Source organism: Streptosporangium sp. NPDC004631 (assembly GCF_053601935.1).
Map to the genome: position 1 here is coordinate 37556 of NZ_JBSGCR010000031.1, position 12619 is coordinate 50174.

At 71.0% G+C, this 12619-nt stretch carries 17 protein-coding genes and 1 pseudogene; 14 read left to right on the forward strand and 4 right to left on the reverse strand.

The genetic code is table 11. The features are described 5' to 3' along the window. Positions 1-324 precede the first annotated feature (324 nt). Entirely contained in the window at positions 325-549 is a 225-nt protein-coding gene (locus ACWEF2_RS25635; RefSeq protein ID WP_453818893.1) for an HGxxPAAW family protein, read from the reverse strand. A gap of 30 nt (positions 550-579) precedes the next feature. Then, positions 580-1026, reverse strand: a complete 447-nt coding sequence (locus ACWEF2_RS25640; protein WP_453818894.1) for a MarR family winged helix-turn-helix transcriptional regulator — start codon at positions 1024-1026, stop codon at positions 580-582. 79 nt (positions 1027-1105) lie between these two features. Here ACWEF2_RS25640 and ACWEF2_RS25645 point away from each other — a divergent pair, with 79 nt between their 5' ends. The 5 genes from ACWEF2_RS25645 to gdhA all read left to right on the forward strand — a co-directional run bounded on the left by ACWEF2_RS25645 (position 1106) and on the right by gdhA (position 4850). Next, the gene (locus ACWEF2_RS25645) at positions 1106-1288 is read left to right on the forward strand and encodes a hypothetical protein (RefSeq protein WP_453818895.1); all 183 of its coding nucleotides are present in this window, start codon (positions 1106-1108) and stop codon (positions 1286-1288) included. Between the two features lie 261 nt (positions 1289-1549). After that, on the forward strand, positions 1550-1744 hold the full coding sequence (locus ACWEF2_RS25650; RefSeq protein ID WP_355599618.1) for a DUF5302 domain-containing protein: 195 nt from the start codon (positions 1550-1552) through the stop codon (positions 1742-1744). A gap of 261 nt (positions 1745-2005) precedes the next feature. Further along, on the forward strand, positions 2006-2449 hold the full coding sequence (locus ACWEF2_RS25655; RefSeq protein ID WP_453818896.1) for a type II toxin-antitoxin system PemK/MazF family toxin: 444 nt from the start codon (positions 2006-2008) through the stop codon (positions 2447-2449). A 166-nt stretch (positions 2450-2615) separates the two neighbouring features. Then, positions 2616-3344, forward strand: coding sequence for a DUF3152 domain-containing protein (locus ACWEF2_RS25660; RefSeq protein ID WP_453818897.1), 729 nt, complete (start codon positions 2616-2618; stop codon positions 3342-3344). 162 nt (positions 3345-3506) lie between these two features. Continuing rightward, the gene (gene gdhA / locus ACWEF2_RS25665; protein ID WP_453818898.1) at positions 3507-4850 is read left to right on the forward strand and encodes an NADP-specific glutamate dehydrogenase; all 1344 of its coding nucleotides are present in this window, start codon (positions 3507-3509) and stop codon (positions 4848-4850) included. Positions 4851-4945: 95 nt separating this feature from the next. On the opposite strand, the gene ACWEF2_RS25670 is transcribed toward gdhA, so the two are convergent. Further along, on the reverse strand, positions 4946-5395 hold the full coding sequence (locus ACWEF2_RS25670) for a hypothetical protein (protein WP_453818899.1): 450 nt from the start codon (positions 5393-5395) through the stop codon (positions 4946-4948). A gap of 113 nt (positions 5396-5508) precedes the next feature. Beyond that, positions 5509-5679 carry a hypothetical protein gene (locus tag ACWEF2_RS25675; RefSeq protein ID WP_355599613.1) on the reverse strand — a complete coding sequence of 57 codons (171 nt, stop codon included), beginning with the start codon at positions 5677-5679 and terminating at the stop codon, positions 5509-5511. Between the two features lie 477 nt (positions 5680-6156). Between ACWEF2_RS25675 and ACWEF2_RS25680 the strand changes: the two are divergent. The 9 genes and pseudogenes from ACWEF2_RS25680 to ACWEF2_RS25720 all read left to right on the forward strand — a co-directional run. Continuing rightward, positions 6157-6339: pseudogene (locus tag ACWEF2_RS25680) on the forward strand (S1 family peptidase); the annotation flags it as partial. Positions 6340-6392: 53 nt separating this feature from the next. After that, positions 6393-6959, forward strand: a complete 567-nt coding sequence (locus ACWEF2_RS25685; RefSeq protein ID WP_453818900.1) for a snapalysin family zinc-dependent metalloprotease — start codon at positions 6393-6395, stop codon at positions 6957-6959. A 225-nt stretch (positions 6960-7184) separates the two neighbouring features. Next, positions 7185-7325 (forward strand): putative ATP-grasp target RiPP, encoded by a 141-nt coding sequence (locus ACWEF2_RS25690; RefSeq protein WP_355599610.1) that lies wholly within the window; start codon positions 7185-7187, stop codon positions 7323-7325. Positions 7326-7578: 253 nt separating this feature from the next. After that, positions 7579-7716 carry a hypothetical protein gene (locus ACWEF2_RS25695; RefSeq protein ID WP_453818901.1) on the forward strand — a complete coding sequence of 46 codons (138 nt, stop codon included), beginning with the start codon at positions 7579-7581 and terminating at the stop codon, positions 7714-7716. 61 nt (positions 7717-7777) lie between these two features. Continuing rightward, positions 7778-8758, forward strand: coding sequence for an MvdC/MvdD family ATP grasp protein (locus tag ACWEF2_RS25700; RefSeq protein ID WP_453818902.1), 981 nt, complete (start codon positions 7778-7780; stop codon positions 8756-8758). After that, complete coding sequence (locus tag ACWEF2_RS25705) at positions 8755-9765, forward strand: TIGR04500 family putative peptide maturation system protein (RefSeq protein ID WP_453818903.1); 1011 nt, start codon at positions 8755-8757, stop codon at positions 9763-9765. Before ACWEF2_RS25700 ends, ACWEF2_RS25705 begins: the two co-directional genes overlap by 4 nt. After that, positions 9762-9950: a hypothetical protein gene (locus tag ACWEF2_RS25710; RefSeq protein ID WP_355599607.1), complete on the forward strand. Its 189-nt coding sequence runs from the start codon at positions 9762-9764 to the stop codon at positions 9948-9950. The genes ACWEF2_RS25705 and ACWEF2_RS25710 overlap by 4 nt, the downstream gene beginning before the upstream one ends. Continuing rightward, the gene (locus tag ACWEF2_RS25715; RefSeq protein WP_453818904.1) at positions 9947-12097 is read left to right on the forward strand and encodes a peptidase domain-containing ABC transporter; all 2151 of its coding nucleotides are present in this window, start codon (positions 9947-9949) and stop codon (positions 12095-12097) included. Before ACWEF2_RS25710 ends, ACWEF2_RS25715 begins: the two co-directional genes overlap by 4 nt. 61 nt (positions 12098-12158) lie before the next feature. Next, entirely contained in the window at positions 12159-12605 is a 447-nt protein-coding gene (locus ACWEF2_RS25720; RefSeq protein ID WP_453818905.1) for an SRPBCC family protein, read from the forward strand. Positions 12606-12619 lie beyond the last annotated feature (14 nt).

Genomic DNA, 12619 nt, shown 5'->3' on the forward strand with positions numbered 1-12619 from the left:
CTCGCCCCACGTCAGCGTTATCCGCTTTTCGGATGGGACAGCCGGGAAGTTCGATGAGTTAGGGAAGTCCGAAAACCCGGGAAGATCACGGGAAGACCGCCCGGGGAGTCCGGAGAGCCCGGGGGCTCTCAACGGACCCGGGGAGTTGGCGGCGGCCCGGGCACACGTCCGATCCCCACCGGGGCGCACGGCACCCCGGCGCGCCCCCGGCCTGCCCGCGCACCGCCTCCGAACCCTCCCCCTCCGCCGAGGAGGTCCCGCCGAAACTCTGACGTCCTCCCGGTCCTCGAAGGACCGGGTACGCACGCCGCGAGCGCCTGGTGATCAGTTACCGTGGTCCAGCGGCACCCGGGGAGCGTCCACGATCACGTCGGAGAAGATGTCGACCGCCAGGGCGATCACACCGCCGACCGCGACGATTCCGGCTCCCGCCCAGAAAAGCGTCCAGCTGGGACCGATACACAGGGCCACACCTCCGACGGTGAACCCGAGCAGAATGACGACCACCGCAAGCCAAGACTTGGGGCTTCCTCCGTGGCTTCCAGCCATGAGCCTTCTCTGTCCTCTCTTCTGTGCGCATCAATGATGCGCGCCGTTCGCCGCGGCGATCACCCTGGTCAGCGACCGGTGGAGCTCCTCCAGCTCCTCCAGGTCCATACCCAGGCGCTCGACGACGGACGGCGGAATCCTCTCAGCCTCGCTCCTCAGCGCCCGGCCCTCCGGGCTGAGCGTGACCACCAGGACCCGCTCGTCCTGACTGTCCCGCTGCCGCCGGATGTAGCCGATCGCCTCAAGACGTTTGAGGAGCGGTGACAGCGTACCGGGGTCGAGTTGCAGTAGCTTGCTCAGCTCCTTCACCGACAGCGGCGCGTGCTCCCAGAGGGCGAGCATCACCAGATACTGGGGATGGGTCAGGCCCATGGGCTGCAGTAACGGCCGGTACACTCCGATGACGCCGCGCGAGGCGACCGCCAGGGCGAAGCACACCTGGCGCTCCAGGCTTAAGGCGTCGGTCATGTCGCTCACACACCCCTCCTGCCGACATAGTACGATAATTGGTACACAAACTATTGTGGCCCCAACCGTCGGCCGGCAAAGGAGTTCCATGTTTCACCGCAAGCCGATCGAGGAGCGGATCGCCGAGCGTCAGGCCCTGCGCCCGTCGCTTACGGAGGGCAAGCACTTCGAGCACGGGCCGGCGAAGTTCGTCTTCATCTTCGTCATCGTCTTCGTGGTCATCGGCCACATCGCGGGCCTTCTGCTGCTGATGGCCATGGGCCTTCACTGAAACCCCCGAAGATCCCAAAACCGCCGAGGAAACCGAGAACACCGCCCGCGGAGCGTCACCCGGGCTCGATGAAAGCGGTCCGCCGAACCGGGAGGCCGCGATCATGCTCGGCGAGCCTCCGCCCAGACTACCTTGGTGAACAAGAGCCTCTCCTGTTCCCGTCAACCGGCTTCCCGTCAACCGGCTTCCGATGAGGGACATGAGAGGATGATGATCCGGTTGGCCGGAGTTGGACTGCTCGTCCAGATTCAGGAGGTCCGTATGTCTGACGTCACGCCGGAGCCCGAGAGTTCCGAAGACGAGCTGAAGCGCAAGTTCCGCGAGGCACTGGAGCGCAAGAAGCTCGCCCAGGCGGAGCTGGGCGGTGGCGGCAAGGGGAAGGGCTCCTCGAAGATCCACGGCGCCCACGGCCCGGTCGGGGGCAAGCGCTCCTTCCGCCGCAAGAGCGGCGGCTGAGCCGGGCTCGAACACCGCCCCACCACGTCACCGGGCACCCGGGGCCACGTGGGGGCACACGGGCACGGGCCTGGAGGCAGCGGGCACACCGGCGTACACGGGAGACACGCCAGGGTCGCGCGAAGGTCCGCGAACGCGTGCCGGCGCATCGGGAACACGCGGGGACACCTCAGAACCGGGCCCGCCCATCCGCCCTCCCGGTGAGAACAGGCGGACGGGCGGCGCCCGGTTCCCCGCGTACCCGTCCAATAGGGTGCTTTTGTGCGTGATCTCGATGAAGACCCGCGACCGGCTCGCGGCGCGGTCCGGGAGGTCCACGGCGTGAGCCGGGCGGCCTGTCTCGACTACTCCCCCGATCTCGACGGGCTCGCCGATCCCGGTGAGATCGTCTGGGCCTGGGTCCCCTACGAGGAGGACCCCGCCAGGGGCAAGGACCGGCCGCTGCTGGTCGTCGGCCGCCACCGGCGGAGGCTGCTGGCGATGATGCTGTCCAGCCGCGGCGGCAACGGCGATCCAAGCGAGTGGCTGGAGCTCGGCCCCGGCCGCTGGGACCGGGAGAACCGGGTCTCCCACCTGCGCCTGGACCGGGTTTTCGAGCTCGACGAGGACGGCATCCGCCGCGAGGGGGCGGTCCTGGACCCCCAGCGGTTCGCCTGCGTCGCGGCCGTGCTGAGGACGGTCCACGGCTGGGCCGCCGACGGTTAGACGGCCCGCGGCGGCACCGCTCCGCGGCCGGGGGCCGCCGGACGGATCCGCGGCGATGGGTTATATCGATCGGTAATAAGGTTTACGGCCTATGTCGAGGAACGTTAGGCTTCATGAGAGTAAGCCCTTTTTGTGGCTTCTTGCCGTCAGCATTTCGGCGTCACTCATGGTCGGTAGCGGTGTACTGCTGAGCGGTCGTCCGGCACCGGCCCGCGACGAACCCGCGCCGCCCGACTTTCCCGCCCCCGGCCTGCCCGAGGTCTCCGCGACGCCCACCCCGCCCCCGGCCCCGCCCGAGTCCGGGGGGCCCGCGCCCGAGCGGACGTTCCTGCTCGCCAACGGGCGGCGGCAGCCGCTGAGAGAGCGGGTTCCCGCGTCGGCGAGTGGCCGGTACACCGTCGTCCCCGGCAGCGCCCGGCCTCCCGGGAACCACGGGGAGGGCGAGGCGGTCCGGTACACGGTCGAGGTCGAGGACGGGCTGCCGTTCGACCCGCGCGAGTTCGCCGACGAGGTGCACAGGATCCTCAACGACCGGCGCGGCTGGGGGTTCCGGTTCCAGCGGGTCGGGCGAGGGCCGGTGAGGTTCCGGGTGTCGCTGTCCAGTCCGGCGACGACGGACCGGCGGTGCAGGCCGCTGATCACCTTTGGCGCGCTGTCCTGCTGGAACCGAGGGCGCGCGGTCGTCAACGCGGTGCGGTGGAACGCGGGCGCGCAGGGCTACGGCCGCGACGTCGCCTCCTACCGCGAGTACGTCGTCAACCACGAGGTCGGTCACGGCCTCGGCCACGGCCACGTACCGTGTCCGGGATCGGGTAGGCGGGCTCCGGTGATGCTCCAGCAGACCAAGTCGCTGTCCGGCTGCCGCCCCAACCCCTGGCCCTCCCCTCGGCGCTGAGGCCCGCTCCGGGGCTCCCCGCCCACGTGCGGCCGTCCCCGCGCAGCCCCGTCCGGTGGGGCGGACGCGGCGGGTACCACGGGGGCCTTGAAAATGCACCGTTTGTCAGACCATAAGGTGTATGCGGAGTTATGCCTCTTATTGAGCGAGGGGACCGTCTGAATGCTGCATGAGAGATTGTCGGACGTCTACGACAACGTACTGCGCCGCAACCCGGGGGAGATCGAGTTCCACCAGGCCGTCCGCGAGGTGCTGGAGAACATCGGGCCGGTGCTCGGCAAACATCCGGAGTACGCCGAGTCGAAGGTGATCGAACGGATCTGCGAACCCGAGCGGCAGATCATCTTCCGGGTGCCCTGGGAGGACGACCGGGGCGAGGTACACATCAACCGGGGTTTCCGGGTGGAGTTCAACAGCGCCCTGGGCCCCTACAAGGGGGGCCTGCGGTTCCACCCCTCGGTCTACCTCGGCATCGTCAAGTTCCTCGGCTTCGAGCAGATCTTCAAGAACAGCCTGACCGGCCTGCCGATCGGGGGCGGCAAGGGCGGCTCCGACTTCGACCCGAAGGGACGCTCCCACCGCGAGGTCATGCGGTTCTGCCAGAGCTTCATGACCGAGCTCTACCGTCATATCGGCGAGTACACCGACGTCCCGGCCGGCGACATCGGCGTCGGGCAGCGCGAGGTCGGCTACCTGTTCGGCCAGTACAAGCGCATCACCAACCGCTACGAGTCGGGAGTGATCACCGGCAAGGGGCTCAGCTACGGCGGCGCGCAGGTGCGGACCGAGGCGACCGGGTACGGCTGCGCGTTCTTCGTCGACGAGATGCTGAGGGCGCGTGGAACGTCGTTCGACGGCAAGCGCGTGGTGGTGTCCGGGGCGGGCAACGTCGCCGTCTACACGATCGAGAAGGTGCGGCAGCTCGGCGGCGTGGTGATCGCCTGTTCCGACTCCTCCGGTTACGTCCTCGACGACAAGGGGATCGACCTCGACCTGCTCAAGCAGGTCAAGCAGGTGGAACGCCGCCGGATGGACACCTACGCCGAGCGCCGCGGCGGGAACACGATCTTCGTACCCGGCGCGAGCGTCTGGGACGTGCCGTGCGAGGTGGCCATGCCGTCCGCCACCCAGAACGAGATCACCGGCCGGGACGCCGAAAGGCTTGTCCGCAACGGCTGCGTCGCGATCGGCGAGGGCGCCAACATGCCCACCACCCCCGAGGGGATACGGATCTTCGAGGAGGCGGGCGTCGCCTTCGGACCGGGCAAGGCCGCCAACGCGGGCGGGGTCGCCACCAGCGCGCTGGAGATGCAGCAGAACGCCAGCCGCGACTCGTGGACCTTCGAGTTCTCCGAGGCCCGCCTGCGGCAGATCATGCGTGACATCCACGGCCGCTGCCTGCAGACCGCCGACGAGTACGGCATGCCGGGCAACTACGTGGCCGGCGCCAACATCGACGGGTTCAAGCGTGTCGCCGACGCGATGCTCTCGCTCGGCCTGATCTGAGCACCTCCCGCCGCCACCTCGCCAACGGAGCCGAGGTGCCGGAGGGCGGCAAACGACGGGAAACAGCGGGAAAGGCCCGGGCCGGAGGGCGGGGACTACCTCGCCGGTGGGCGGCTGCCCCACCTCGGCCTGCGGAACAGATCCCGGCGCTCCAGGAGGTAGGCGAGCTTCGAGGCCGTCGTCCGGACCGTCTCCTCGTGCCGGTGCCGCCTGCCCGGGGCGACACCGCTCCAGCGTTCGAGCAGGCGGGCCATCTCGTCGGCCACCTCGCCGATCACACGGTAACGGGTGCCGAAGGCGTAGAGATCGCCGTGCACCTCGTTCACCAGGTCCTCGTCGACCCTGCGGGTCAGCGGCCTGATCTTTCCGAGCATGTCGGCCTCCATGGCCGCGGTGACCGGCGCGCGGCGGGCGTCCCCCTCGGGCACCATGATGAGCGCCCTGACCCTGGCGACGGCCAGGGCCCGCTCGGGCTGCGAGGTCGCGGGATGCTCGGCGAGGTCCAGCAGGCGCCGGAGGGTCTCCTGCGTCTTGTCGTCGAACATGAGGAACCCGCTCCCGCCTCTCACCCCGCCCGCCGTACAGGTGCGATCACATGCTATTCGACCGGGCGCCCCCGGCTCACGGCCCCCGCGGACGCGGCGGCGGCCACCGGAGGTCAGCGGGCGGTCTTCCGGTACGGGTATATGTGCTCCAGTCCGTGACCGGACGGCAGGACGCACCGGCGGCCGGCCTCGGTGTGGGGACAGCGGGACGCCTCGTCACGGCGGGGTAACGTCGACTGCTCCTCGTGCCCGGATCCACCGTCGTCGGCGGGCTGGTGGGTCATGGACGCGCATCCTCCTGTGGCAACCTCAACGGAACGCTCCAAGCGGAACCCCGGCCGGGCGTCATCGCCGCAGCCGGCCGGTGGTCCGTGGGACCCAGCAATCTATCCCCACGGGTACCGCGTGCCCAGAACCCGCGACTTGACTCGGTCCCGCTTGATCACTGTCAGAGGGCGCGCATCCGCCCGCGGACCGGCGGCCATCGCGGTCCCGCGCCCCGGAAGGCTGTCATGGCGGCCTCTTCGAGTCCGTACCCGGCCGGTTCACCTCAGGATGTGTCACGCCCGACAGCCATACCCCCGAGGGCCATACCACCGTGATGTCATAACACGGCGATAGGGGTTTTTTGCCACATCCCCCCCTTGCGTCACGCCACATACCTTGACAGCACCCCCCACCAGGAGTGCGCATGTCATGTAAACATCCCCTGTTGGCGGTTACCGCCATGGCCACCCTCTCCGCGGCGGCCACCGTGGCCCCCGCAGGGCACGATCACCGGCCTGACCCGGACCGGCGTGTGCGCCGAGCCGGGTGACTCCGGCGACCAGGCCCAGGGCGTGACCTCCGGCGGTTCCGGAAACCGCCGGTCCGGCGGCACGACCTACCACCAGCCGATCAACGAGATCCTGCGGACCTACGGGCTCACGCTCCGCGTCGGCTGACAGCTCTCCTCTTCCGCCTCGTATCAACGAGCATCCCCCGGAGGCCCGGCAAAGTGTCAAGAGTCATCCGTTTCGTCATCGCGTTCGTCCTGGGCTTCTCGCCCCTGGCGATCGTCGTCCCCGTCCAGGCCGGGACGGCCGCTCAGGCATCCACCGGCAGGGCCGCCGTCCGGATACTCCGGTACGACGCCGGCCACGCCGCCGAGTTCCGCTCCACCGTGGACCAGGCGGCCCAGATCTGGAACTCCAGCGTGACCGATGTCCGCCTGGTGGCCGGTCATCCCGCGGACTTCGTGGTACTCGCCGACGACGGCTGGCCCCGCGCCCAGCTCACCGACCTCGGGCGCGGCACCGTGTGGATGGGCAGACAGGCCACCACCGAGGGTCACGACCCGCTGCGCATCGCCACCCACGAGATCGGCCACATCCTGGGTCTGCCCGACCGGCGCACCGGCCTGTGCGAAGACCTGATGTCCGGTGCGAGCGCCGGCACCGGCTGCACCAACCCCTATCCGAACACGGCCGAGAAGGCCGAGGTGGAAGGTAACTTCCGCGGCTTCGCCCCGGCCGCCGGCTTCGGCCGGACCTATGTCGACGATCTGGAGTCCACGACCCCGTAGGACACCACGGCCGCCTGGCCGGTCCGGTCGTCCCCGACCGGACCGGCCTTCCGTTTGGCCGGGCCCCGAAGCCGCCGGGCGGCCCCGATGAGCCGCGGCTCCAAGTCCGCTACAAGAGATCGACAAGTTGGGGTCCCTAACGTCTCCTCACGTAAGCGGGTCACCGCGCGCCGGTGCCCCGGGGGGATCGACCATCGCCGTGAAAGCGGCGGAAGGGAACCAAGAATGTCGAAGATCAACATTGACGACATCCCGTTCGAGGGAGCCGAGCTGTCCGAGGCCGAGCTGGGCGAGGTCTCCGGCGGCCGGATGTCCGTGTCCTGGCGCAACAGCAAGGGCCAGGCCTGCGAGTGGACCGTCAGCTAGTGCCGTGACCGGGAACCCTCACCGGATCGCGCGCCGCTCGCCGGCCGCCGATCAGGCCGGCGTCACCGCCTCGCCGTACCGGCGCGGTGGGAGGCACCGGACCCGGTGAGGGCGGGGGGTCGATGATCGGACACGCGGCGGGGTGGGCGCTCCCCGCCCCGCCGCGCCGTCCGCGAACCGTTTCCGACGAACCCGGCCCCGGCCGGGCCGCCCGCCCGGCCGGCGGTTCGGGACAGCGCAGAGAGGACCGGCAGTGCAGAAGATCAAGATCGAGGAGCTGGCCTTCGACGGCCCCGAACTCACCGAGGCCGAACTGGGTCAGGTGAACGGCAGCAGATACAGCGTCTGCTGGTACCAGGGCGGCAAACCGGTCGAGTGGGTCGTGAGCTGACCTGCCGTGGCGCGGGGCGGGCCTTTCCCGCCCCGCCGTCTCTTCCATGACGAGGGTGAACGTGATCCTGATACTGAGCGACCGGCGCGACGACGCGGTCGAGATGGTGCTGCCGGCACTGAGGCGCCGGGGCGCGCCGGTGACCTGGTGGGACCCGGGCGACTTCCCGGCCCTCGGCACGCTCACCGCCGTCCTCACCGGCGACGGGCACCGGATGGTGCTCGACACCGGCACCGAGCGGCTGGATCTGTCGACGGTGCGCGCCGTGTGGCGGCGGCGCCCGAACGCGCCCACCCCGGCCGGGAACGTGACCGCGCCCTCCCACCGCCGGCACGTGGTCTGGCAGGCGGAGTTCCTGCTCGACGGAGCCTGGGAGCTGGCACCGGCCCGCTGGCTGCCCTCGCGCAGGGACACCGAGCGCCGGGCACACAACAAGATCATTCACATGGCCCGCGCGGCGGCGCTCGGCTTCTCGGTGCCGGAGACCGTCTTCACCAACGATCCGGCCGAACTGGTGCCGTTCCACGACAGGACGTCCGGGCGGCTGATCGCCAAGCAGATCGACTCCGGCGAGTTCGACGTCGACGGCGTCGACCACCGCACATACACCACCGTCCTCACCCGGCGCCACCTCACCTCGCGCCACCGCCTCCGGCACGAACCGGTCATCCTGCAGCCGTACATTCCCAAGGCCGTGGAACTCCGCGTGATCGTGGTGGGCGACCGGGTCTTCGCCGCCGAGATCGACTCGCAGGCGTCCCACCGGGCCAGAGACGACTGGCGGCACTACGACGACGACCGGGTGCTCTACACCGCCCACCGGCTCCCCGGCGACCTGGAACGCCGGTGTGTGGAACTCGTCACCTCACTGGGGCTGACCTACGGCGCGATCGACCTCATTCTCACCCCGGAAGGGGCGTACGTGTTCCTGGAGATCAACCCCAACGGGGCCTGGGGCTTCCTGGAGCAGCGCGCAGGACTGCCCATCGGCGACGCGATCGCCGACTGGCTCGTGGAGACGGACAACAGGAATGGATCATGAGTGATCTCGGGACGATACTTGAGTCCGGCGTGCGGCTGCTGCGCGGCCTGCCCCGGCGGCGCGCCCGGGTGGAGGAGGCCCGGCGGGCGGCCGCCGCGTGGGCGGCCGGGCATCCCGGCCTCCACGCCGAACTCGTCGTCGACGAACGCCCCGGCACCCAGGTGGTCGACTTCGACCTTCTGCTGGAGGACCCGGACGGCGGAACGGTCGCGCTCACCGCGCAGGCCGACGACGGCGTGCCCTGGCTGATCGACCACTCGACGCACTGGGCGGCGGGCCAGCTGGTCAGCGTCGACGACGTGCACCTGTCGGTCGCCCAGGCGCTGACCATGATCCGGTCGCTGTCGCGCCGCGACGCGACGCCGCACGACGAGATCGTCGATCAGTGCCTGATCCTCAACGAACTCCAGGACGACACCGGGCCGGTCGACGACGAGGAGCTGCAGGCCGCGGCGGACGAGTTCCGGCGTGGCCGGGGTCTGCACGACCGCGCCTCGACACTGGCCTGGCTGGCCGAGATGGGCATGACCCCGCCCCAGTTCGAGACCTACATCGCCGGTGTCGCCAGGCGGCGGAGCTTCCGCCGGCGCAGGGAGGCCGAGCTCGGACCGGTGCGCCTGGCGGCCGGACCCCGGACGTTCGACCGGGTCCGCGGAGTCTGGATCACCGGCCCCGAGCGGCTTCTCGCCCGCCGTACCGCCGAACTCGCCCGGATCGGCGACGGTGACCTGACCGCCCTCACCGCGGAGGCGGACGGCGGGACCGAGACGACGATCGCCGAGCGCCTGGCCTTCGAGCTGCCGGAACCGCTCAGGGACGCCTCGCCGGGGACCGTGGTCGGGCCCGTGGCCCACGGCGCGGCCTTCATCGCCGGGATCGTCCTGGAACGCGTCCCCGCGACCCCCGCGACGGCGGACGAGCGGACGCTGGCCGCGGCCGGCCGCGTGGCGTTCGCCGAGTGGCTGGCCGAGCGCCGCGGGCACGCCTCGATCGAGTGGCACTGGTGATGGGACGCGCCGTCTTCCGTGAGGAGTCGCTGCGGCGGCACCGGGCCTCCTCGGAACGGGAGGGGATCCCGCTGACGATCCGTACGGGCACGCTGGTGGCGCTCTGGGCGCTGGTGGCGCTGCTGCTGGCCGCCGGGGTCGCGTTCGCCCTGTTGCTGCGGGCCCGGACGGGGGGTGCGCCGTGAGACGCGTGCCGGTCGTGCTGCAGAACACCGCCACGGAGTGCGGGGCGGCCTGCCTGACCATGGTCCTGTCCCATCACGGCCGCCGCACCTCGCTGCACGAGATCACCGACCGGCTCCAGATCGGCAGGGACGGTCTCAGCGCCAAGGCGCTGCTGGAGGGCGCCAAGGAGTGCGGGCTGAAGGCGCGGGCCTTCTCCCTGGTCCCGGCCGACCTCGCCCGCGTGCCGATGCCGGCCGTGGTCCACTGGCAGTTCAACCACTTCGTGGTCGTCGAACGCTGGGAGCGGGACCGGGTCCACGTCGTGGACCCCGCCAGGGGGCGCCGCAGGCTCACCACCGAGGAGTTCGACGAGGGTTTCACCGGCGTGCTGCTCGCCTTCGAACCCGGCCCCGGCTTCCGCCCCGGACGCTCCAGCCCCGGCCACGCCTGGCGCCGCCGGTTCATCCGCGCGCTTTTGATGCGGAGAAAGGGGCTGCTCGCCCAGGTGGTCCTGGCCTCGCTGCTGCTGCAGCTGCTCGGCCTGGTGCTGCCGTTCTTCTCCGAGGCGCTGGTGGACCGGGTCCTGCCCGCGGGGGCGGACGGGGTGCTGGCCGTGATCGGCCTGGGGCTGGCGCTCGCCGCCGCGGCGCAGTTCGTGGTGGGCTGCCTCCGCTCGGTCCTGCTGGTCGCCATCCGCGCCGGGGCCGACTCCGAGCTGACCGGCGGGGTGGTCGCACACCTGGTCGCCCTGCCGTACCGCTACTTCGCGCTGCGCGGCAAGGGCGACCTGATGACGCGGGCCGGCAGCGTGGCGGTGCTGCGCGAGATGCTCACCGGGCAGGCCCTGTCGGCGCTGCTGGACGGCCCGCTCGCCATCGGCTACCTGATCCTGGTGTTCAGCCGGGACGCCGTCTTCGGCGCCTGCCTGCTCGGGTTCGCGGCCCTGCAGGTGCTGCTGCTCCTGGTCACCGCCCGCAGGGTCGGCCGCCTCACCCAGGAGGAGCTCACCGCCTTCGCGGCCACCCAGAGTCAGCTCGTCCAGGCCATCGGCGGTATCGAGACGCTCAAGGCGTCCGGGGCCGAGCACCGCGCGGTCGCGCAGTGGTCGAAGCACTTCACCCACCAGCTCAACGCCGACATGCGGGGCGGCCTGACCCAGGGCCTGCTGGACGCCGCCCTCGGGACGCTCCGCCTGCTCGCCCCGCTCGCGCTGCTCTGGGTCGGCGCGTGGCGGGTGCTCGACGGGGAGCTGACCCTGGGCACCCTGCTCGCGCTCAACGCCCTGGCCGTCGCCGCGCTCACCCCCATCGCCTCACTGATGACCAGTTTCCAGGGACTCCAGCAGGCCGGGGCGCACTTCGACCGGCTGTCCGACATCCTCGCCTCCGAGCCCGAGCCGACCTCCGGCATCGAGGTGCTCAGACTGCGCGGATCGGTGGAGTTGCACGGGGTCGGTTTCCGCTACGACCCCCGTGGCCCGTGGACGCTCCGCGGCGTCTCGGTGTCGATCGGCTCCGGGCAGAAGATCGCCCTGGTCGGTCCGTCCGGGGCGGGCAAGAGCACCCTGGCCCGGCTGCTGCTGGCCCTGCACACCCCGTCGGAGGGGCGGCTCAGCTATGACGGGGTGCCGCTGCCGGAGCTCAACCTCCGCTCCCTGCGGCGCCAGTTCGGCGTGGTCACCCAGGAGCCGTCGCTGTTCACCGGCTCGATCCGGGAGAACATCGCGCTCAACGCCCCCGAGGCGTCGACGGAGCAGATCGTGCAGGCCGCCGAGCTCGCCTGCCTGCACGACGAGATCTGCATGATGCCGATGGGATACGAGACCATGCTCGTGGAGGGCGGCGGCCTGTCCGGCGGTCAGAGGCAGCGGCTCGCCCTCGCCCGCGCGCTGCTGTCCCGGCCGAAGATCCTGCTGCTCGACGAGGCCACCAGCCATCTGGACAGCACCACCGAGGCCCGGATCGAGGCCAACCTCGGCTGGCTCACCCAGACGCGCATCGTGATCGCCCACCGGCTGAGCACGGTCAGGGACGCCGACCTCATCCTGGTCGTCGACGAGGGACGGATCGTGGAGCGGGGCACCCACGAGGGCCTGCTCACCCGGGGCGGCCGTTACGCCACCCTGGTGGCCGCCCAGACCTCGGGGACGGTCGCCGCCTCCCCCTGACGCCGCCTCCACGGAGGGGGGCGGGGTTTCGGGAGTGGGCGTCCCGGGGGAGGGAACGGGCGTGACCCACTCCCGCATCACCGTCTCGGTGGACACGGCGGCCCGTCCCGGACGGGTGTTCTCCGTGCTGACCGACTGGCCGCGCCACGACGAGTGGATGGTCCTGACCCGCGCGCGCGTCACCGCCGGCGACGGCCGTGGCGTCGGAAGCCGCCTGGCGGCCTTCACCGGTCTGGGCCCGGTCGGGTTCCTGGACACCATGGAGATCACCGAGTGGGATCCGCCCAGGAGCGTGGCGGTCCGGCACACCGGCCGCCTGGTGCGCGGGACCGGCGTCTTCCGCGTGCTGCCCCGCGAGGACGGCGGCAGCACCATCGTCTGGGAGGAGGAGCTCGACCTGCCGTTCGGGCCGGTGGGGCGGCTCGGCTGGCCGCTGGTGAGACCGGTGAACGCGGCGCTGTTCCGGCTCTCGCTGCGCCGCCTGGCCGGCCTCAGCGTGTCCCGCTGACCTCCGCCGGCTCC